This is a genomic window from Streptococcus mobilis (assembly GCF_059727625.1).
The window spans coordinates 1,888,345-1,910,947 of sequence record NZ_AP041823.1; the positions used below are offsets into that span (position 1 = coordinate 1,888,345).

20 protein-coding genes are annotated in these 22,603 nt (G+C 41.3%); 2 read left to right on the forward strand and 18 right to left on the reverse strand.

The window, feature by feature from the left end; genetic code table 11:
- Positions 1-69: 69 nt before the first annotated feature.
- The 15 genes from AC6IZR_RS09115 to AC6IZR_RS09185 form a co-directional block, all read right to left on the reverse strand.
- Entirely contained in the window at positions 70-3,606 is a 3,537-nt protein-coding gene (locus AC6IZR_RS09115) for a family 20 glycosylhydrolase (protein ID WP_497848465.1), read from the reverse strand.
- Positions 3,607-3,767: 161 nt separating this feature from the next.
- Positions 3,768-4,901 (reverse strand): molecular chaperone DnaJ, encoded by a 1,134-nt coding sequence (gene dnaJ, locus AC6IZR_RS09120; RefSeq protein WP_003004734.1) that lies wholly within the window; start codon positions 4,899-4,901, stop codon positions 3,768-3,770.
- A 266-nt stretch (positions 4,902-5,167) separates the two neighbouring features.
- On the reverse strand, positions 5,168-5,800 hold the full coding sequence (locus tag AC6IZR_RS09125; RefSeq protein WP_497848466.1) for a DJ-1/PfpI family protein: 633 nt from the start codon (positions 5,798-5,800) through the stop codon (positions 5,168-5,170).
- 198 nt (positions 5,801-5,998) lie between these two features.
- Positions 5,999-7,822 carry a molecular chaperone DnaK gene (gene dnaK, locus AC6IZR_RS09130; RefSeq protein ID WP_497848467.1) on the reverse strand — a complete coding sequence of 608 codons (1,824 nt, stop codon included), beginning with the start codon at positions 7,820-7,822 and terminating at the stop codon, positions 5,999-6,001.
- A gap of 237 nt (positions 7,823-8,059) precedes the next feature.
- The gene (gene grpE / locus AC6IZR_RS09135) at positions 8,060-8,581 is read right to left on the reverse strand and encodes a nucleotide exchange factor GrpE (protein ID WP_045768727.1); all 522 of its coding nucleotides are present in this window, start codon (positions 8,579-8,581) and stop codon (positions 8,060-8,062) included.
- Between the two features lie 24 nt (positions 8,582-8,605).
- Complete coding sequence (gene hrcA, locus AC6IZR_RS09140; protein ID WP_003004578.1) at positions 8,606-9,640, reverse strand: heat-inducible transcriptional repressor HrcA; 1,035 nt, start codon at positions 9,638-9,640, stop codon at positions 8,606-8,608.
- 168 nt (positions 9,641-9,808) lie between these two features.
- Positions 9,809-10,582: a M15 family metallopeptidase gene (locus tag AC6IZR_RS09145; protein ID WP_070587512.1), complete on the reverse strand. Its 774-nt coding sequence runs from the start codon at positions 10,580-10,582 to the stop codon at positions 9,809-9,811.
- Positions 10,572-11,273, reverse strand: coding sequence for a histidine phosphatase family protein (locus AC6IZR_RS09150; protein ID WP_497848468.1), 702 nt, complete (start codon positions 11,271-11,273; stop codon positions 10,572-10,574). The genes AC6IZR_RS09145 and AC6IZR_RS09150 overlap by 11 nt, the downstream gene beginning before the upstream one ends.
- Positions 11,274-11,395: 122 nt before the next feature.
- Positions 11,396-12,085 carry a histidine phosphatase family protein gene (locus tag AC6IZR_RS09155; RefSeq protein WP_497848469.1) on the reverse strand — a complete coding sequence of 230 codons (690 nt, stop codon included), beginning with the start codon at positions 12,083-12,085 and terminating at the stop codon, positions 11,396-11,398.
- A gap of 81 nt (positions 12,086-12,166) precedes the next feature.
- Positions 12,167-13,504, reverse strand: coding sequence for a PFL family protein (locus AC6IZR_RS09160; RefSeq protein WP_070665148.1), 1,338 nt, complete (start codon positions 13,502-13,504; stop codon positions 12,167-12,169).
- A gap of 18 nt (positions 13,505-13,522) precedes the next feature.
- Positions 13,523-13,789 (reverse strand): ACT domain-containing protein, encoded by a 267-nt coding sequence (locus tag AC6IZR_RS09165; protein ID WP_003004214.1) that lies wholly within the window; start codon positions 13,787-13,789, stop codon positions 13,523-13,525.
- A gap of 284 nt (positions 13,790-14,073) precedes the next feature.
- Positions 14,074-15,195: a VanZ family protein gene (locus tag AC6IZR_RS09170; RefSeq protein WP_497848470.1), complete on the reverse strand. Its 1,122-nt coding sequence runs from the start codon at positions 15,193-15,195 to the stop codon at positions 14,074-14,076.
- A gap of 196 nt (positions 15,196-15,391) precedes the next feature.
- A complete protein-coding gene (locus tag AC6IZR_RS09175; RefSeq protein WP_497848471.1) occupies positions 15,392-16,027 on the reverse strand; it encodes a TetR/AcrR family transcriptional regulator in 636 nt (211 codons plus the stop codon).
- Between the two features lie 13 nt (positions 16,028-16,040).
- Positions 16,041-17,048, reverse strand: coding sequence for an NADP-dependent oxidoreductase (locus tag AC6IZR_RS09180; RefSeq protein WP_497848472.1), 1,008 nt, complete (start codon positions 17,046-17,048; stop codon positions 16,041-16,043).
- A 184-nt stretch (positions 17,049-17,232) separates the two neighbouring features.
- On the reverse strand, positions 17,233-17,832 hold the full coding sequence (locus tag AC6IZR_RS09185; protein ID WP_497848473.1) for a rhomboid family intramembrane serine protease: 600 nt from the start codon (positions 17,830-17,832) through the stop codon (positions 17,233-17,235).
- Positions 17,833-18,159: 327 nt separating this feature from the next.
- On the opposite strand from AC6IZR_RS09185, the gene AC6IZR_RS09190 reads away from it, so the two are divergent.
- Complete coding sequence (locus tag AC6IZR_RS09190) at positions 18,160-18,363, forward strand: CsbD family protein (RefSeq protein WP_003014014.1); 204 nt, start codon at positions 18,160-18,162, stop codon at positions 18,361-18,363.
- A gap of 932 nt (positions 18,364-19,295) precedes the next feature.
- Here the strand turns inward: AC6IZR_RS09190 and AC6IZR_RS09195 are convergent.
- The 3 genes from AC6IZR_RS09195 to AC6IZR_RS09205 all read right to left on the reverse strand — a co-directional run bounded on the left by AC6IZR_RS09195 (position 19,296) and on the right by AC6IZR_RS09205 (position 21,748).
- On the reverse strand, positions 19,296-19,946 hold the full coding sequence (locus AC6IZR_RS09195) for a hypothetical protein (protein ID WP_497848474.1): 651 nt from the start codon (positions 19,944-19,946) through the stop codon (positions 19,296-19,298).
- A gap of 358 nt (positions 19,947-20,304) precedes the next feature.
- Positions 20,305-20,880 (reverse strand): hypothetical protein, encoded by a 576-nt coding sequence (locus tag AC6IZR_RS09200; protein ID WP_070465082.1) that lies wholly within the window; start codon positions 20,878-20,880, stop codon positions 20,305-20,307.
- Between the two features lie 10 nt (positions 20,881-20,890).
- A complete protein-coding gene (locus AC6IZR_RS09205; RefSeq protein WP_070465085.1) occupies positions 20,891-21,748 on the reverse strand; it encodes a hypothetical protein in 858 nt (285 codons plus the stop codon).
- A gap of 351 nt (positions 21,749-22,099) precedes the next feature.
- Here AC6IZR_RS09205 and AC6IZR_RS09210 point away from each other — a divergent pair, with 351 nt between their 5' ends.
- Positions 22,100-22,531, forward strand: a complete 432-nt coding sequence (locus tag AC6IZR_RS09210; protein WP_497848475.1) for a hypothetical protein — start codon at positions 22,100-22,102, stop codon at positions 22,529-22,531.
- The last annotated feature ends 72 nt before the right edge of the window (positions 22,532-22,603 follow it).

Here is a 22,603-nt window from a genome sequence, read left to right on the forward strand (position 1 = left end):
CGAATTCTAACGAATGACCGATTTCTGTCCCACTCTCCTAACTTCGACCTGTTACAAATCTACTAGGTCTTAGTCTCTTTTTTTATTTTTCAAGTCCATTCCTGCTGTTCCTAAGATCGCTCCTAGTAAAGCGAGTCCAAGTGCAGATTCCACTCCTGTTTCTGGAAGTTGCTTGTTAGAAGATACTGTTTCTGAACGAACCTCTTTTTCCACAGCTGCTGGAATTGGCGTTGGGGTATTTCCTGGTGCAACTGGTTGATCTTTCGAAATCACTTGAGGTGTTGAAGGATCTGGAACCACTTTGTTTACGAGCACGTCTGACTTCACTGGCGCTTCTACGGAAGGGCTTGTTGGGATCACGACTTCTTTGGTACCGACTTCAACAATTTCTGCAACCGGCTCTGTGGCAACTTCTGTAGCAATCACTTTTCGACTTTGATCAAGTGCCGAAACCTCTACATACTCAAGACCTTGCCCTTTAACCCCAGCCTGGATCACCCTGCGTTCTCCTTTAGCGAGATCTGGATTGCTCCGTTCCACAAGGTCAAAATCAAGTTCTTTTTCTACGATTTCAAGACTTGGTTTGTCTTCCACTAGGGCTTTGACGTCATTTTCAGCCAAGCTACCTACTTGCGTGATTGGCTTGAGCCCCGCAAGGGCTTGAGTCAGAGTGGCCACTTCTTGATCCACCTGATCTTGATGAGCACGGCTCACATTCCAATTCAAGCTATCTAAGACTTTCGCAAGGGCTGCGCGCGATTCTGGTGTGTAAATGTCTAGATCTGTTGGCACCGTAGCAACTGCTTTTCTAAGAGCAGTGAAGTCCGCCTTGAAATAGTCCTTGTTGTGGTTGGCAAAAGCTTCCATAACCTGGAAGACTTCTTCTTCCTTGTATTCATTGGCAGGTTCATCAGCCCAGATTCCCAACATACTTCCGGACACTGGTAATTTCACATCAGGGTACTTGGTTGAAGCTAACTGTTCAAACGGAACAGTTTCTGTATTTTGGATAGCTTTTTCGAGCGGATAACTTTGGTCACCTTTGTGGCCCAAAACATAGTACCAGTCTCCGTTGGTGTTAAGGAATTTATAACCCTTATCTGCCAAATACTGTGGAGATGCGAGGTTATAGCCCCACCATCCTTTAGACCAGTAGGAAATCAAGACGTCCTTGTCAAAGGCAACATCATCTTCATCTCCATAATAGAAGCCGTCGTTAAAGGCCATTGGCTGCAAGCCTTTTTCACGCGCCATAGCTGCAAGACTATTGGAATACTCCGCAAATTTACCATAGAGGTCATACCACTTGAGGTAGTACCAGCCTTGCGCACTGGTAGCGTCATTGGCATATTCATCTGTTCCGTAGTTAAAGATCTTAGACTTGTCTTTGAAGTAGTCCATGTACTTGCCAATTAAGGCTTTGGTAAAGTTGACCGCTGCTTCATTGGTCAAATCCATGGTTGTTTTTGAAACCGTATCAAAGCTGGCTTGTGGGTTTTCAATGCCCAATTTTTCCATGGCAACCAACAAAGCATCCATGTGGCCAGGACTATTGACAGTCGCAATCAAGCCGATTCCTTTTGCAGTAGCATAAGCATGGAGCTCATCCATTTCTGCTTGAGTCAAGGCTTGACCATTTGGATCATCGTAATAGGCCTTGGTGCCTTCTAGAATGGCCTTTTTCACATCGTCACTAGCATAGGTTTTGCCATTGGCTTCCACCGTCATATCATCGAGGACGAAGCGCATGCCATCGTTTCCGACAAGGAGGTGCAAGTCAGAATAACCCAGCTCACTGGCCTTATCGACGATCCGTTTCAGCTGATCCAATGAGAAGTATTTGCGGCCTGCATCGATCGAGATGACCTTCTTCATGGCAAGTTTTTCTGCTGCTTCTTTTGCAGCAACTTCTTTCGCGTAGCTTTCCGTATACACCAAAGCATCTTGAGCTGCTTTGAGATGGTCGATCAAGGTTTTGGCCTCTGCTCGAGTCGTGTCTGTTCCTGCCCCTTCTAATGCTTTTTTAGCTGCCGCAAAGGCTACTAGAGATTCCGGTGTATAGTGGTCCAAATCAGTTGGAGCTTCCGAAAGAGCTTTTTCGACCACTTCAAGATCTGCAACAAAGTAGTCCGCATTCTTGTCCGCGAAGGCATGCATGAGCTTAAAGAGAAGGTCTTTTTTGTAGGTTGCGGATGGTGTATCTGCCCAGGCAGCTACCATCCCACCGATGAAGGGCACCTTGGCCCCGTCATTTTTTTGAACCACATCAATCGCTGACTTGGAAATTCCTTCGAGACCTTGATCAAGATTGTACCAACCAGATCCAGCCTTGTCCCTTCCAAGCACATAATACCAAGCATCATTGGTATTAAGAATCTGATGACCTAGTTCAGACAAGAGTTTTGAAGATGCGACATCATAGCCGTTCCAGCCACCTGTCCAGTAGGAGACAATGATATCCTTGTCAAAAGTACCATAGGAAGTATCGCCATTGTAGTAGATTCCATCATTGAAGGCCATTGGTTTCATCTTGTGTTTTTTCACAATAGCTGCTAGATCATTAGCATATTGGATGAATTTTTCATAGCCTTTTTCTGGATAGCCTTCACCTGGCCAATGCTTGCTGGCTTGGAGAACCTGCCAACCATGGGCATCTGTGGCATCGTTGGCATATTCATCCAAACCAATATTGAAAATATCTGCCTTGCCGCTGAAATAAGCCGCATACTTGTCTACCAAAGCCTTAGTAAAGTCTAAGGCTTTTTGGTTGTCCAAATCAACTGTCCGAGCTGATTTCTTTGTACCAAAATAATTAAAGTGAGGGTTTTCGATGCCCAATTGTTCCATGGCAGTCAGAATCGCATCCATGTGACCTGGACTATTAATAGTTGGGATGACACCTACTTTCTTCGATTTGGCGTAGGCCAAAATATCATCCATTTGAGCCTGGGTCAAGGCTGTCCCGTTCGGATCATCGTAATAAGCCTTCGTCCCTTTTTCAACCGCATCTGTCACGGCTTGGCTAGAATAAGAAGTATCTCCCACTTTCAAAGACATATCATCTAGAACAAAGCGCAAGCCGTCATTCCCGACTAGGAGATGCAAGTCTGTATAGCCCGTCTTACTAGCTTCATCAATGATTTCCTTGATTTGGTCTGGTGAGAAGTACTTGCGACCAGCATCAATCGAAACAATCTTTTTCTTGGCTAATTTTTCTTCCTGATCAGGATCTTTAGCAGGCGTTTCCGTCGCTGCTGTCGCTGGTTGAGCTGCCACATCCGACTCTGCGACAGAGCTCGCTTCTTCGCGAATCAAACGGTCAAGATCTGATACCCGCAATTCACGATCAGGCAGTGTCGGTTGACTTTGATCGACGATTGGGGCAGGAGCCGTTGGTTTTTCTACTGTTGGCTGAGAAGCTTCCTCATTAAGAGGAATCGTTGACTCACCCTCGCTTGGCTGAGTTGGAACTGTCGTTGAAGGACTTTCAGTAGTCGTCGGTGTATCTGCAGCTACAACATGAGCACCAGCAAAAAATCCTATGAGCACCGAAGCAGCTCCTACTGCATACTTGCGAATCGCATAACGTGGTTGATGTGATTTCATCAGGACCTCCTAAATCGTCTTTGTAATCGTTTTCTTAAATTTACCACGATATCTTAATAAATTCAATGAGGCTTCTCATTATTCTTTAATTAGGAGAGGAAGTTCTTGGATTCGATCCAAAATAAAACGAGCCCCTTACTCAAAAGGAAACTCGTTCATTCTTATAAATCATCTAAAGCATCTTTGACCTTGTCAAAGAACCCTTTTTTCTTTGGGTTGACCTTCAAATCACTTGCTTCCGCAAAGGCTTGAAGGGCTTCTTTTTGCTTGTCATTTAAACCAGTTGGGGTGACGACATTGACAGATACATATTGATCCCCCATAGCACCACCACGTAAGCTTGGAGCCCCTTTTCCACGGAGGCGGAATTTCTTACCGGTTTGGGTTCCTTCAGGAATGACCAAATCGACATCTCCGTGAACAGTTGGCACATGGACCGTATCTCCAAGAGCTGCTTGAACAAAGTTCAAGTCTAACTTGTAATAGATGGTTGAACCATCACGTTCGAAACGATCGCTCGGCTCAACATTAACAACAACATACAAGTCCCCGTATGGTCCACCGTTAAAGCCAGCTTCTCCTTGACCAGCTAAGCGGATTTGTTGACCCGTTTCAACTCCTGCAGGAATCTTGACGTTCACGCTATGGGCTTGTTTTTCATGACCTGTTCCACGACAAGTCGTACATGGATCTTTGATTTCTTGACCACGACCATGACAGACATCACAGGTCACTTGACGGCGCATCATCCCAAGAGGGGTTTGCGTATCCACATTGATGACCCCAGAACCATGACAGCGTCCACAGGTCACCGGACTAGTCCCTGGCTTAGCCCCAGAACCATGACAGGTATGACAGCTAGCTTCCCGATGGTACTTGACTTCTTTTTCTGCACCAAAAATCGCTTCTTCAAACTTGAGATTGACGCGGTATTGGAGGTCATCCCCTTGACGAGGTGCATTTGGATTACGACTTGCACCACCACCAAAGAAGCTAGAGAAGATATCTTCAAAGCCACCAAAACCAGCACCATCAAAGCCACCAAAACCACCTGCTCCGCCACCGAAGCCACCATTGGCACCCGCAGCACCATATTGGTCATAAGCAGCCCGTTTTTGCTCGTCACTCAAAGTCTCATAAGCTTCTTGAACTTCCTTGTACTTTTCCTCAGCACCAGGCTCCTTGTTGATATCTGGGTGATATTTTTTAGATAATTTCCGATAGGCTTTCTTGATCTCATCCTGAGATGCATTCTTTGAAACGCCCAAACGGTCATAAAATTCAGTATTGTTCATACAAGATACTAAGAGCGAACAGAAAGCGACTGAAATTTAGGAAACCGACAAGAAATCCTGATTTCTTAGGCGGTTTATCTAATTTCCAAGCTTTCCGCTCGAGTTCAATTCCCCGAACGCTCTTTGTTCCTTTCTATTGATGTTGTGAATCAAACCACGATTTAGGTCGGGTTCAGTTCCTTTCTTTTATATTGAATTAGAAACTTTGGAACCCGTGTTCAGTTACGAACACTCTTTGTTCCTTTCTATAATTTTCATGTAAATCTTTAGAGGCTGTTTTCTATACTTCGCTTCACTTGATCAAAGTCTTGGTCCGATAGAGTAAATATCAAATCCTCTTCTGAGTAGTCGTTTCGTTCTTTAAAATAGTTGTCCGTATTCTCTGCCAACCCTAAGCTTAGAATTACTTTTCTTGCAAACTCTTGATGGGCAAAACCGATAGCCGTAATGATTTGTTTATCTTGCACAACCAGTTTGGGTTGGAAATTCTCACGTGGAAGAAATTCAAAATAATCAAAGAAGTTTTGCCAAATTCCACCTGTAAATTTCGTGTCCTTCAACAGACCTGCTTTCGCTAATAAAAGAGGCGCTGAAGAAATGGCTGCAATGAGGATATCTTGCTCACCAAGGTCCCTCAAGAACGAAATCAATTTCTCATCCTGTAGAGCAGGTCCAATGTTAACCATTCCGGGCAAAATCACACAAGAATACTCTTCTATACGGATTTGATCTAGTGTTTTCGTTGGTTGACAGGGCAAACCATCCTCAGAGACCACCATCGAATGATCTGAAGCGGCATAATCAATCGTACTATCAAAAGACAGAGCTAAAGTACTCGTTAAAGCAGTTATCTCATAAAGAGAAAAATTAGGATAAATGATACAAAGTACTTTTTTCATAGGCAACATCCTCTATTTTACCGAAAAACAGAGGCTGGGTTGCAACCTCTGGATTTCTTTTTATCATTTATTAGTTAGGCGTTTAGGAAAGGCGCCATAGCGATTGCCGTAGAATGACAATTACAAGAGTGAGTATTCATTCTTAACGCCTCGCTCCCCGATTTTCAAGCTCGGGATAAAATAGTCCACTGGACTATTTTATTTTTCCGTAAACTCTCCGTCTACGACGTCATCACCTGCGTTTCCTGCTGCTTGTGCGCCTTCTGCTCCTGCTTGGGCTTGTTGCGCTGCTGCAGCTTGTTCGTAGAGTTTAACAGCCAATGCTTGTGCTTTTTCGTTCAAGGCTTCAAGTTTTGCTTTCATTTCTTCAAGGTTACCTGATTCTTGAGCTTTCTTAAGATCATCAAGTCCTGCTTGAGCTGCGTCACGTTCTGCATCGAAGCCTTTGCCTTCAGTTTCTTTGATTGTCTTTTCAGTCGCAAAGATAGCTTGGTCTACTTCGTTACGAAGGTCAACTTCTTCTTTACGTTTCTTATCTGCTTCAGCGTTAGCTTCTGCATCTTTCATCATGCGATCGATTTCTTCATCTGTCAAACCTGAGTTTGATTGGATAACAATGGTTTGTTCTTTTTGAGTTCCAAGATCTTTCGCCTTAACAGATACGATACCGTTCTTATCGATGTCAAATGTAACTTCGATTTGTGGGATACCACGAGGTGCAGCTGGGATATCTGTCAATTGGAAGCGTCCAAGAGTCTTGTTATCTGCTGCCATTGGGCGTTCCCCTTGAAGAACGTGGATATCAACGGCTGGTTGGTTATCTGCTGCAGTTGAGAAGACTTGTGATTTAGATGTTGGAATCGTAGTGTTGCGATCGATGAGTTTTGTAAATACTCCACCCATTGTTTCGATACCAAGTGACAATGGAGTTACGTCAAGAAGGACAACGTCTTTCACGTCACCAGTGATCACACCACCTTGGATCGCAGCACCCATAGCCACTACTTCGTCAGGGTTCACTGATTTGTTTGGTTCTTTACCAGTTTCAGCTTTAACAGCTTCTACAACGGCAGGGATACGAGTTGAACCACCGACAAGGATGACTTCGTCGATATCTGACAAGCTCAAACCTGCATCTGAAAGGGCTTGGCGAACTGGAGTTTTTGTACGTTCTACAAGGTCACGAGTCAAATCATCGAATTTCGCACGAGTCAAGGTCATTTCCAAGTGAAGAGGTCCAGCAGCGCCTGCAGTGATGAATGGCAAGCTGATTTGTGTTGAAGTGACACCAGAAAGGTCTTTCTTCGCTTTTTCAGCTGCGTCTTTCAAACGTTGAAGCGCCATCTTGTCTATTGACAAGTCGATACCATTTTCTTTCTTGAATTCTTCAACCATGTAGTCGATGATTTTTTGGTCAAAGTCATCACCACCAAGTTTGTTATCCCCTGCAGTTGCCAATACATCAAAGACACCATCACCCAATTCAAGGATAGATACGTCGAATGTACCACCACCAAGGTCAAATACCAAGATTTTTTCTTCTTTATCAGTCTTATCCAAACCATAAGCAAGAGCTGCTGCAGTTGGTTCGTTGACGATACGTTCTACTTCAAGACCAGCGATTTTACCAGCGTCTTTAGTTGCTTGACGTTGCGCATCGTTGAAGTAAGCTGGAACTGTGATAACTGCTTTCGTTACTTTTTCACCAAGGTAATCTTCAGCGTAACCTTTCAAGTATTGAAGGATCATAGCTGAGATTTCTTGTGGAGTGTATTCTTTTCCGTTAGCAGAAACTTTTTCAGAAGTACCCATCTTAGATTTGATAGAGATGATGGTATCTGGGTTTGTGACTGCTTGACGTTTTGCAGCATCACCAACGATGATTTCACCGTTTTTGAATGAAACTACAGATGGAGTTGTGCGGTTCCCTTCTGGGTTTGCGATAATTTTTGATTCAGTTCCTTCAAGAACTGCTACTGCTGAGTTTGTTGTACCTAAGTCAATACCGATAATTTTAGACATATGTTTTTCTCCTTAAGTTTTTCTTCCTTTTTTGATATTTCCCTTAAGTGGTGGGGACGTGAGCAACTCCCTTCGGGATTTCATCACTTATTTTTGAGCCTACTGTCTCAAAAATCCCCTGTTTCAGTAGCACAAGCTACTGAAACTTTCACCACGGCGGGAAATATATTCCTTGCAAGCCTCCGGCTTGCGTCTTATCTTTCTTTCATAGTTTAGTGTCGTTTCGGACAAGGCAGACTAGTTATAAACCACTACCATGGCTGGGCGTAGGATGCGGTCATGGAGTTTGTAGCCTTTTTGGAAGACTTGTGCGATAGTGTCTGCTGGATGTTCGTCATCTGCAGGTAAGGTTTGGATAGCCATGTGGTAGTTATGGTCAAAGGCTCCGTCCGCTGGAATTTCTTCGATTCCTTCTTCTTTCAGAGCATGTACCAAACTTTCTTGGACCATTTCCAAGCCCTTCTTCACATCATCTGTCAATCCTTCTACGGCAAGGGCACGTTCGAGGTTGTCAAGTGATGGTAAGATCGCTTTTGCCAAATCTTGGCTACGGTACTTTTGTAATTGTTGACGTTCTTCATTGGCACGGCGCTGAATGTTTTGCATTTCTGCATGAGCACGAAGGTATTTATTTTCAAATTCTTCGGCACGCGCTTGTGCTTCTTCTAACTCAGAAGGTTGGTTGCTTTCCTCTACAACTTCTTCAGTTGTTTGGTCAACTTCTTCTTTCACGTCTTCTTTTTTAATATCTTCTGTCAAGGCATACACCCCTTTCATTTGGTCTTAATTTACTTCATAATGGTTGCTATTGAGGTAGCGGTAGTAATCCGTCAACTTCATAACCAGTACCCGTCCGATGACATTGACCAGGCTAATCACACGCCTGTAATCCATCTCTACAGGACCGATCACATGCATGAGGGCCATCCCACGATAAGGAACCAGGAACTTGTGACTAATGACCGTCACATTTTTCAAGGCCTTCTCTTGGGATTCTGCAACCAGGATCTGGGTCATTTGGTCTTCTGGCATTCCCCCTCGCAACTCGAGAGCTACATGTTGGGGATTGTCCAAGAACTGATAGGTCTGAAGATCGGCGTAGGTTAAGGATGAAACCTTTCCTTCTACAAAAACCAGTTCTTGAAACAGTTGCGAGAAGACGTAATCAAAGAGATCCAGCACATTGTCTGTCGTCTTGAAATAGCGCTGTACAATCTGTGGAATCTCCGTCCGCAAGCGGTAGTGGATATCCAAAACTGTATTTCCAATGAAGCGTTCTTGAACCAGCTGATGGAAGATTTCCAAGTCACTGGTTAAGAAATTCTTTGGAATGGCAAACTGGACGGTGACAGGTTTTGATTCATCCAAGGTCAGAACTGCTAAGGCATCGTGGTTGGATAATGGAACAATCTCAAAACCAGTCAAGCGCTGACGTGTCGGTTCAACATCCTGAATCACTGCGGTGTAACCCGTCATCTGGGCTAGTAACTTGGCCGTAGCATCCAAGATATCGTCTAACTTAAAGGCTTCGAAATCAAAGGCTTTCACCACCTGGTAGACATCTTGCTCATCAATTAACTCTAGATCAAGCGAGTTCTGAACAAAATATTGAAAACCAGCTCGACTAGGCATGCGGCCACTCGAAGTGTGGGCCTTTTCTAGTAAGCCTTGTTTTTCGAGGGCAGCCATGTCGTTTCGAATGGTCGCACTACTGGATTGAATGACATCTTGTAGCGCTTTTGAACCGACTGGTTCGTGGGTCTTGGTAAAGATATCGACAACAAGATTGAGAATCTCATTTTGACGTTCTGTAACCATGACCTCACCTCTCTTTCATTTTTTAGCACTCTAAACACTTGAGTGCTAAACCATGATTCTATTATACACCCATCCAAAAGAAAGTCAAGAGAAAAATCCAAAAAATTAGCACTCTTTTTTCAAGAGTGCTAAAAATCATTCTTAAGACCTAGAGAAGTGAATCTCCTCTTATTTGCCAGCTTTTTTCAAGAGTTGAATATATTCTTCCAATACTAGCTGATGCTTGGCCATATACTGAGCATTTTCTACGCCAACATAACGGAAATGCCAATTCTCAAAATTCACTCCCGTGATGTTGCTCTTCCCATCTGGGTAGCGAAGGACAAAGCCATATTGCGGTGCGATGGCAGCCAGCTGCATGCCCAACTCATCACTTTGGCCAGCTTCGACACTCATATCAATCGCAAGTCCCGTCTGGTGTTCACTAGCACCAGGGACCTGTACCTGAGTCTGCACCTGCTTTTCAGCTTCTTCATGCGAAAGACCACTAGCCTCTAGTTGCGCAACACGTTCATTATAGAGCTCTGTTTGTTCGGCCACACTTCGATAGCCTGATATCAAGGTTTCTTCTGGGGCAATTTTTCGAGCTGCTTCTAAGAATTGACGAGTTGGTTCTACAATCCGACTATCCACTTTGATAGCATCCACATCTGTCAATTGTGGGTTCAGCTCAGGCTTCACATTGTCACGATTGACCAAGATCAACTGCCAGTCTTTTGTCGAAACGGCTGGTAAATCTGATTTTTCTTCCTTTTTCTTAGAAGAAGAGGGAGTCGTTACAGCTGTTTTTTTAGCCTTCCAAAACTGAAGCCCTGAAAACAAGCTCGGCTTCGCTAAGTAAGCACCAATTCCCGATCCAAGGACCACAAGAAGAAAGAAACTCAATAGGTAAGGCCACCACTTCTTACGTTTTTTTCGTGCGCGTCTATACTTATTCGTCATGGCCACCCTCTAGAAGTTTTGCTCCAACCTTACGATAGGACATATCCCCAATCTTTTCAATATGAAAGGCACCATCTTCATAGGCCAAAACCGTCACGCTTCCGTTGTCCAAGACCAATTCTTCGACAGCCTTAGGATCGATGAGATAAATCAAGGTCGTAATCGTCATACCATGGCTGACCACAATAGCATTGCCACCGCCAGCTGCTTCTACCTCTTTTGCGATGGCTTCAAATCCTTCTAGGATCCGGCCACTCAAGGTACCCCAGGATTCAGCCCAGCCCGTGGTATCCACTTCGACGATTCCTTCTGCTAACTCCATTAGGCTCAACTGATGGAAATCATCGACCTTAAAGACACGAGGTAAGACCCCCATGAAGAGATCACCATCATAAGCACCGTCAAAACTACCAAAACACCACTCGCGGATCCGTTTGTCATAACGATAAGGGATTTTTCCTGTCAGACCAAGTTCTTGAAGAATAATTCCCATAGTTTGAATGGTGCGTCCAGAATCACTCGAAACAGCCTCTTCAAAAGAAAGCCCAGCTTCCTTGAGACCAAGTCCTAATTCTCGAATTCCACGTTCTCCTGCTTCTGTCAGCGGAGTGTCTGACCAGCCCTGTGCCCGTCCAATGGTATTAAACATGGTTTTTCCATGACGAGCAATATATAATCTGGTTTTTGTCATTGTATTACCTCCGTATGTATCTCTTTCATTATATCATTTTTTGCAAAAAGAAAGTAGGAAAGCTCTTACAAGTTTTGTGAAAAAGAAAAGGCATGACCAAAAGATCAGCCTTTCAGGACGAACTAGGATTCTTGCAAGCTTTCACCGACCTCACGGTAACTGCTATCTCCAAACCCCTTAACCGTCAATTTTCCGTCTTCATATTCTACAAGAGTAACACTACCATTTGAAAGAGGCAGATTGAGATTTGGTTTTCCTTCGACCAAGCAGACTAAGGTCTGAATGGTCCAACTATGGCTGACCACCAAGGCATTGCCTCCACCATTTTCTTCTACTTCTTTAGCAATAGCTTCAAAACCTTCTAGGATTCGGTTTTTCAAGACTTCCCATGGTTCAGCCCAATTTGCTGTGTCCACTTGGCAAATTCCATTGGCCAAGTCTTCCAAGGTCAAAGTCTTATAGTCTTCTACATCTAGCACGCGCGGCACGACACCGTGAAAGAGCTCCCCACCGTAGGCCCCATCAAAGCTACCAAAACACCACTCGCGGATCCGTTTGTCAAAGCAGTAAGGAATCTGGTCTTTCAAGCCCAATTCATCGAGAATGATCCCCATGGTCTGAATGGCACGACCTGAATCACTGGAGTACGCTCGAGCAAACTCTAAAGCAGACTCACGTAAGCCAATTCCTAGAGCCTGAATCCCTCGTTCTCCTTCTGCTGTCAAGGGCGTATCGGACCAGCCTTGAGCACGACCAATGGTATTAAACATGGTTCTCCCATGACGAATCACAAATAATCTTGTTTTAGCCATCTTGTCTCCTTTTGCAAGAAAAAAGTCTGGAGTTTCATCATCACAGACTTTTCTATTTTCTACTATTATACTAGATTTCTCTTAGTTTTTAAAGCTATGAACCGGAGCTGGAATTTGGCCACCACGGGCAATGAAATCAGCTGACGAAGCCTTGTTGACCTTCATTACCGGAGCAGACCCAAGAAGTCCACCAAGCTCTAACATATCGCCTTCCTTGCCATAAGGAATGATCCGAACGGCTGTTGTCTTTTGGTTGATGACCCCGATAGCTGCTTCATCGGCGATCATGGCCGCAATGGTTGTATCTGGAGTATCAGCTGGGATGGCAATCATATCTAGACCGACTGAGCAGATAGCTGTCATGGCTTCCAATTTTTCCAAGTTGATATGACCGGATTGAACCGCCGCAATCATCCCCTCATCTTCTGAGACCGGAATGAAGGCACCTGACAAACCACCGACTTGATTACAAGCCATGATGCCACCTTTTTTCACTTGGTCATTGAGCAGAGCGAGCGCTGCAGTAGTTCCATGGGTTCCTACTACTTCAAGCCCCATAGCCTCAAGGACACGGGCAACCGAATCCCCAACAGCTGGCGTTGGTGCGAGAGACAAGTCCACAATCCCAAACTCAACACCGAGACGTTCACTAGCCATTTGACCGACTAATTGACCGACACGGGTAATCTTGAAGGCTGTCTTCTTAACTGTTTCCGCCAATACATCAAAGCTTGCACCGGGGACTTTTTCAATGGCCCGTTGGACGACACCAGGACCTGAAACCCCAACGTTAATGACAACATCCGCTTCACCGACACCATGGAAGGCACCCGCCATAAAAGGATTATCTTCTACTGCATTGGCAAAGACTACGAGCTTACCAGGCCCCATTGGATCTGCTTGGGAAGCCTCTTTTATGATTCGGCCCATGTCTCGGACAGCGGTCATATTGATCCCCGTCTTGGTCGATCCGATATTGACTGAAGAGCAGACAAAATCTGTCTCCGCAAGGGCGCGAGGAATAGAATTAATGAGGATTTCATCCCCCTTTTGGTAGCCTTTTTGAACAAGGGCTGAGAAGCCACCGATAAAGTTGACCCCAACTTCCTTAGCTGCACGATCCAGTGCCTTGGCAAAGGGCACATAGTCTGTCGCATTGGTTGCTGCCCCGATAATAGAAATCGGAGTGACCGAAACCCGTTTATTCACAATGGGAATACCGAGTTCTGCCGCAATCTCATCCCCCACAGCCACCAAATCTTTGGCCTTTGTCACAATCTTATTGTAGACTTTTTCAGCTGCCTTTTCGATATCCGGATCAATACAATCTAGAAGCGAAATCCCCATGGTGATAGTCCGAACATCGAAGTTCTGCTCCTCAATCATGGCAATGGTTTCTGTTACCTGTTTAATGTCCATAAATTCTCAACCCCTATCTTACAAATTGTGCATAGCATCAAAAATCGCTGCGCTTTGGATATTGATTTTTACATGAAGAGACTGACCGAATTCTTCCAACTCTGAACGGAGCTGTGTGAAATCTTTTTTCTCATCTGACGATACAACCGCCATCATGGTAAAGTATTCATCCAATACGGTTTGAGAGATATCATCGATATTGAGTCCTAATTCTGCCACTTTCGTTGCAACACCCGCTACGATTCCTTTTTGGTCTTTTCCAACGACTGTAATAATTGCTTTCATTTCACTGCTCCATTCTATCTATTTGCTTCCATTGTAGCACAATCCCCTTAAAATCGCGCTTCTCCACTGGGAACGTTCGGATATATTAAACGTATATAAAAAAATAAAGAGGCTGGTACAAAAGTCCTAGCCTCTTAATTGTTTTTGGATTGTAGAGCAAGACGCAGTGGTTGCGTGGGCTCTACTACGCTGATTTCATCAGCTTTTACAGCCTTACTCAACCGTGCGGAGGTGAGACGACGAAATCGAATTCTAACGAATTACCGATTTCTGTCCCACTCTCTCTATTTTGACGATTCAGTTTCATCTTTTAAGAGCTCTTTCTTCACGCGCACCGTACTCTCATACTCAGCCCCAGATAGACGGTCAAAGGGAAAGCGACGATTGAGCAAGACGATGGCAAGAGTGAGAATCAGGTACAATAAAAGCATAAAGAAGAGCAATAAAATCATAGACAGGGTTAAGAGGGAATTGTCCGTCAAATCGCTATTCAAGAGCGAAATCAAATAGAACAAACCCTGAGGAATCAGATAGAAATAGCCCACTACTAGAATCCCCCGCCAGATGGTGTGAAGCCATTTTTGCTTGTCAAAATGCAAACGGAATTTCAACAAAGCCATTCCCAAGGTTTTGCCTCGCCACAAGGGAATCAAACCAAAATAGACAGCCAAAACCGCTACATAAGGAATCGTCTCTAAACGCTCGATTACCGCGTAAAGCAAGGATAGCATCACAAAGTCGATCAAGAAGGCAAGACCCATCCGGAAACCAGATACTTTCGTCCCTACTCGGAAAGAATGCTCGTCAATTTCGTCTCTTGTTGGCAATAACCATACCAGGAACCAACCGAGCAAATAGCCCACTCCACCACCGGTGGTATTTTGAATAATATCATCAACATCTGCCAGGCGGTAAGGACCCGGATACAGAAAGTAGAGACCTGATAACTGGGTCAGTTCCAAAAAGAGACTAAAGAGGGCTGTCAGAAGGATCGTTTTCTTAAAACCACACTTGAAATAATAGCGTAGATACATCCCAAAAGGAATCAACATCAGGACATTAAAGGCGGGCACATAAAAAGTCGGATGCTTAAGGGCTTGAATCCAAGTACCAGTCTGCGCTAAATCAAAGGGGCTCTCCTTGAAAAAATCCACCACAAAAGCAAAGGGATGGAGATTGACCATTTCCGAGTAGCTAGTATGAATCTTACTTGGATCCGGCAGAGGCAAGATCACCAAGAAATAGACCGTCATCAAGTAAAGCATAAAAGAATAGAAAATCAGCACCCGCAATTTATTGACCGAACCATATTTTCGATAATTCAAAATCATGTAGGGCAAGGTCAGCAAAAATGCCAGGAAAGGAAAGAGCTGAACAGCCGTTTTAATAGTAGAGATATACCCCATTGTGTCTCCTTTTTACCGTTATAAAATCACCCTTTGTACAATGACAAAAGGTGATTTCTTCATTGATATAGAATATTATACGGCGCGGTGATAGAAGAGTCAAGGAAGAGGAGTTCATTTCATTTTTTGAGCTCCTTATTGAACTAAAATCAAAGATGAATTCTCTCACGGTAACATCGTTAGTATAAAATAGGAATCACAAGACTATCCTATTCGCTAGAATTTCAATCATCTCATCTGAAACTTTTCCTACATCAATTGCTTTACTATTTAGTATGGATGGCACAGCATATGATAGCATTAAGGAGTTAATATTACGAATGATTCGTTCGTTAGGCCAATTAACCAGCTCCCCTTTCCCCTTATAGTTATCTAAAATAGGATTGAGTGGCGTTACAATATTGTTCTGAACAATGCTCTCTGTTTTTTCAAACCAAGATGAATCAATTAAACACCTTGAAAAGAGAATTTTAATAATATCTCCATTGTTGATCAGAAAATTTAGTCGATCCTCGATCATACTCCGAAAAAAAACTGTAACACTTTCATCGTTACACAGAACTTTTTGATCAGTAAACAATTCAATTGTTTCAGGTATGACTTGATCAAAAAACAAGAGAAGAAGCGTATTGAGTATGCCTTCTTTTGTTTTAAAATAGCTAAAAACGGTCCCTTCTGATACTTCCGCTCGGCGTGCAATGTCAAGCGATGTAGTTTTTTCAAAACCGATTTCAGAAAACAAGGTTAAACTGGCAATTAGAACACGTTTTTGTTTATCACTCAATCTCATGAGTTGAATATGACGAACACAAGCTTGATTTAGATCAACCATTTTCCTTTCCTCCTCACTCCTCTTGAATCACAATCACACGTTTTCCTCTGGTATGCCCTTTTTCAAGATCCTTGTATGCTTCTTTTATTTCGGGTAATGAAAATGGATAGATTTTATCCAAACGAACTGAAATTTCCCCTTTGGAAACAAGCTCTGCAAGCGATAGGAAGTCATCATATTGTGAATGCCGTGGGCCTGTAAATCGAGCTCCTTTCAAGATAGCAGAAGGAGATGGAACCAGGGTAGCAATTTGATCACCTCGCAAACCCAATTGGAAGCCTAATTTTACATAGTCTCCCCCGTAACAATCCAACATCTTGGTAACAGTTACTCCTGAAAGTTCTTGAATTTTTTCTTTGATCGATTCATGATAGGAAATCGGGATGGCACCGATCGATCTGAGGTAGTCCGCATTACCAGCACTAGCTATTCCAATAACTCTGGCACCTTTTGAAACAGCATATTGTACTGCAATCGATCCAATTCCTCCAGATGCACCTGAAATGACAATTGTATCCTTAGTTCCAATATTAATTTTTCGAAAAGCTCCTCCTACCGTCAAGGAACTAACCCCCAAGACCGAGCCATGCAGAAAATCAATATTAGATGGCATAGAAGCGATCTCCGTCTCCTTCACACAAATCTCAGTTGCTAATGCTCCTCTTTTTGAACCAAGACCAGGTGCACTTATAATCGTCCCAAAGACTCTATCTCCTACCGAAAACTGAGTCACACTCTTACCTACTTCAATGATTGTCCCAGCAAAATCACGTGCAACGCCTCTGGGGAATAAAGAAGAAGCTTTCTCAAACCATCTACTAGGATGCCTTAGTTTCATTAAAAGGGATAGCATTCGAAGCTGTTTAACACCCTTAAAAATCTTATAATCTACCGGATTTAATCCTACGGCAGCTACCTTGACCCTTACTTGATTTTCCTTTAGTGGTTCTGGTTCTACTTCTGCTAATTCTAAGACATCTATATTACCAAACCGATGAAATTGAATAGCTTTCACAGTCATACAATACATACCTCCATTACAAAATTGAGTGATCACTCAATTTTAGATTATTATAGCATACAACTATCCATGATTCAATGATAGGTTCGACTAAAAGGATACAGAGAAATTTTTCCTAACAAAAAACACCCAAGATTCTTCTCTTGAGTGTCTGTTAGGAATGACCCTATCCGCGTTTACTATATCAGGAACCTTTGCTTCTCCTCTTCAAGCCTTTACTTCCGATAAAGACCAACAGATAACTAACAATCCCTGAAAGATGCAATAGTGTTGAGATCCATCCGGTGATTGCTGGTAAGAGCATGAGGCCAGATAGGAAAATTAAGAATAGATAAAACCATTTTTCGGTGCGTGAAAATTCTTTCCACACGTTTGGCAGGAGCATGACTCCTCCGGTCACAAAGGCGTATCCTACAGCAGAGATTCCTGTTGCCTGAATGTCCTGCCCCTGGGTTAAGAGGTGAAAAACAATGGAAGAGAGGACTATCGCCGTCACAAAAACGATCAAAACTTGTCTGGAGCCTCTTTTTCTTTCTAGCAGTCCTCCGAAGGGAAGGATCATGAGTCCATTTAACAACAAATGGACCCATAAAAACCAGATAGGTGCGCCTTTACTACCGTGCATCAGGGTCCCACTGACATATTGCCAACCATAGACCGGCTTCGAATGAAAAGCCAATAGGTCATACATAGCATCCCCATAAAAGGAAGTCAATAGACCGAGCAACAAACAGATTAGAGCTAAAGTACTGATAACAGGGTAGGTTGTGAGGATTCTTTTCATGTTTATCTTCTCTTTTTCAAAAAATAGCGTTACGATGTTTCCATTCACGATTATTATACCATTTATTTCATTGGAGACAGAAAAAGTTTTTTGCTTCTTTCATTTCAAATCTTTGCTGTAAAAACGAAATATCGTGACTTATTAGTCGCTCACGATTTGCCTTCAGATCAAAAATCGATCCTGCTTTCAGAATACCGTAGCAAAAATTTGACTTTCCATTTTAAAAAGAATATACTCATTCTAATCTGAAACAAATATTTTTTATTTTTTTAAATCAACAGTATTGCATTCAGAGAAATAAACGACTAACTTCATGGAGGTGACGCTATGTCATTAGAAGAAAAATTGAACCAAGTAAAAGGCTCTGTTAAAGAAGGCTTTGGTAAATTAACCGGCGATACAAAAACAGAAGCTGAAGGCACTGCTGAAAAAGTTGCTTCAAAAGCAAAAGAAGTTGCTGAGGATGCAAAAGAAGCTGTTGAAGGAGCTATCAAGGGCGTTAAAAATATCTTTCATAAAGACGACAAATAGTCTTTAACATCCTAGACCCACTCTATTTTTCTACAGTCATGTTTGACCGTGGAAGATAGGGTGGGTTTTATTTGCTTCAAATTCAGTTATACAAAAAGAACACCCCGGAGGGTGCTCTTTGTAAGTATAGTAATTCTTTCGAATTAACATTTTGCGTGCAGTGGTTGCCATCCATTCAAATATCGCTTCGCTTGTTTTCTTGGGGCAACTGTGCATAGCATATCTCTACGCGACTAAAGTCGCTAGAGCTATCCTAATTACGCACCGCCAGTTCTCATAGATAAAAACACCTTGCAAGATGTAAAATGTTTTCGCTTGTATTCTGCTTTCCAGCAACGAATTAACGTATAGAGGCAATTGACTTCGTCGAATTGCAGCCGTATTTGTAAGTAGCTAAAGCCACAACAACTACGTCAACTGCCACAATTTAGTATGAAAACATAAAAAGAACACCTCGAAAGGTGTTCTTTGTAAATATTGTAATTCTTTCGAATTAACGTTTACTAAATTGTGATGCTTTACGAGCTTTCTTAAGACCTGGTTGGGGCACCACTTATTTCATCTAAATTCAAAGTGCTTTAAAATCAACGCTTTTATGAGTGTTCAAAAAAGAAAATTTCAGCTAATTTCAATCAATTTCATCAAAATAAGGTGAACTTTCATTAAAAATAAACAAAAATCGAACCAGAATATCAAAAGTTTACCTTATTTGGTTTTTCAGAAGTGAAGTAGGGATTCACTACTCGTCAATAAACGTTAGGAACCTTGTTTTTATGCGATTCTCGAAATTTTAAATTTCAGTACATTACAAAAAAATCAACCGAATCACTATCTTTATTTAAAATAAGCATACTAATTTCAACAATAAAAAAGCAAGAGGGGCTTCATAATGAAGCTCCTCTTTTTTACTATCATCCCAATACCTCTTATTTCTATTGAACTCTTGCATTGACTGTTTTTAAATCTAATTCATCCTGACCAAATAGTAATCTAATTATGATTTGAGTTGGATTTTCAACATTATTTAGGACACAAACAAGTTCTGTTCTAATATTTGGTTTAAATTGTACTCCTTCGATTGACTCTTGAAGGTTTGGATTTTGTTGAATACGATTACGTATCTCCTCATAAGGAGTTGCTCCCCAACAACTAACTGGTTCAGCTCTTTCAATAATCATTCTAGGGATATAGTCTGGCACAAATTGTTCTGGTAAAATACATAACCCTCCATTCCTAATAAAAGATTCTAGCATCTTATCAAAAATAGCAGTAGGTGTCCCATCACTTTTTAGTCCATTAAACCCTATTAAGTCACCAACTTTTTTAGCAATATCCGACTGATTCTCATTTATAAATATAGATAATTCTTCATTTTCAGGAAGCCCTTCTCCCCTTTGATAAATACCCTGCCAATTATTTTGATTTCCCTCATAATTTGGACATTTATTTCTTCTTTCTATATCGTAGAACAGTCCTTCTATAGGATTTCTTGTATGTGCTGCATAATATTTTCCAGTTCTACTTTGAGTATTATTATTTTCCCCCCCCCAATAAGTTGAATCGAAGAACCACAAGTTGGACACAATGCATACCTTTTGCTATTTTGATAATATGGTATGTTTTTATTTGTTTTCTCTTCAAATTCATCAATATGATAAGTTCCACCATCGATTAATTTAAAATATTTCATCACTATTTCCTCAATAAATAATCCATCTAATTTCATTTCGTCTTTACCAAATTGATAAGATTGACGACATCTTCATAACGTCCTACCGCATTATCGATATCTTGTAAATTCGTGCTAACTTTTGATTTCTTACGGGCGGAGATTTTGATAAGGCTTTGTCAATCTCTGGATTAACACTTTCATTTTGTGCCACAAACTCCAGGTCGTAAGACGTTAACCACTTTTCAACTTCACGTTGGATCTTTACTTCTTTACTCTGTTTCGTTGCCTTTACCAAAGCCTTCCAAAATGTTCTTCAAATTAGCTCTCTTAATTGCCCAGTGAGTCCTACTTAATTCCCAATTTTCTATTTTTAATTCTGATTGATGAAGTTCGACCTGATTTAAATCAATTTCACATTCTTTCTGAAAAACAAATTGTGTATCTTTAACCTTTTTATCTATATCTTCTAACTTTCCGAAAAAACCAATTTTTATATCTTGGTTCACATCGCTATACTCTGGTAAAAATAAAGCTGGTAAACTTCTTATTTCAGTAATATCTTCTAGTGTAAATTTATTGAATCTTTGTTTAATTGCTGTATTCGTGTGTTCAAAAATCCTATCGTTATTTAGACTAAAAGAATTCGCTTCAAACTTTTCACCGTAAATTATAAATAGGTTATAGTACTCATCAGAAGAGAGTATCTCGCGTACAGGTGTAACATTAACGATATGATTCACATTGTTTGCTTGCTCAATGTTATAGATTCTATCTGCATTTTGTTGTAGTAGTTGTTGGGGAAATTCTGACGGCAAATTACCCTGTCTTTTTAGTGAGTTTGTCAATGTATTCTCCTTAATTTAGATTTTCTACATGTTCTATGTTATAGATATTATTAGCATACTGGTTGATAACTTTAGGATTATTCAACACTTGTTTTGTTATTGAGTCATCACTTTCAACTTTAGAATTAAACTCTTCCTCAACCTCAACGTCTGATTCTTTGATATACTCTTGTTCCTCAACATCTTCCACATTTGGATTATATCGAGTTATTTCTAAATCGTTTATATGTTGTCCAAGTTCTGCATTATTGAATTTCCAAGGGGTTCGCTCTCCGCCTTGAGAATACCAAGCTTCAAATGTTGGTTTACCGAGAGTATTATCTAATTTACTGACAAAAATATATCTCATTACATCTAATAAGAATGACTCAATTTCAATTACTTCAACTCTTAATAAATCTTGCTTACATGACGACTCATTAGGGGAAATTTTAAAATCTTCCGAATCCTTAACCGTTTCATCAGTACAAATAGTTTCAACAACTGCCGAAACAAGCCACTTCAATTTTCGTTCCGAAAACTTCTCATTTATAAATTCAGACATACTTTCCAGTGTGTCTTTTTTATTCTGTTCAACAGAATCTTTAAATAAATTAATGAACCTCGAATCATCAAAAGGTAAATACTCTGTTTTAGAAATAATACATTTTTTATAATCAGAAACATTCTTTTTAAACGTGTTTCCGTAAGGCATTTGCTGATTTTCTCCTGTAAAAATATCAACAAAAGACTTCATAATATCAGTTTCGGATAATTTATCAGTTCGTTCTTCCAAGCATCCACGCCGAACCCTACTTTTGGTTTTTCTAGCTTCAAGCATTAGTCCAAACAGAATTCCTCCTGTGATCCGTGGGACAGTTTCAGACATTTTTTACTCCTCGTAACTAATTTAGTAACTGTATCTACTTTATAAACTTTATCTACAATTGCAAATAACGCAATCTACTTCATAATAAAGGGTGAAGATAAAGCAAATGTATATTCGATACTATTATATCAAATTTCACAAGCGTTTTCTTCAAAAGAATAATATTAGTCCTAACTGGTGCGCACCAAATGGACGGATAGAAACAAATATGAAAACTCCGACGATGACGGTCGAGTTCTGCATATATCTGTTTATCCGTTTTTTTGGTGTGCCTTTTTGCACACATCGGTATTCAGTGTAGCTCATAAAAGTTTCTTTCCGTCCTAGAAATGGACTTAGAAAGAGGCTATTATGCCAATAAGAACATTCGAAGACCGTCTCACTCTACAGGATTGTATAGATATCAAAAAGTGGGATAAGATATTGAAAAATGACGATAAGTCATATGAGAACGCTAAACGAAGAGATAGATACCATAATCTTGGAAGTTTAGATGCGAACATTTCTAACGAAGGACGTGAAACAGATAAATATGATTTTATCGCTAGTGACTCGTTAGATGGTGAACAAGCTTATATCTATAACGAACTATTAGAAGCTGTGCATAATTATATATCTGCCCTTCCTACGAATGACCAAATTATTATGGTTGAAAAACTAAGAGATAAGCCAACCTCATCGTCTACACTATCTAAAATTGTAGAATGTAGCGACAAAACTGTAACAGCTCACTTCAAAAAATTTCAAAAAGAGTTACAAAAACTCTTAAAAGACTACAGATAGTCTATAAAACTGGTAATCAGACTGATTACCAGTTTTTATATTCAAAAAATAGAATTATATTTGTAATCTAAA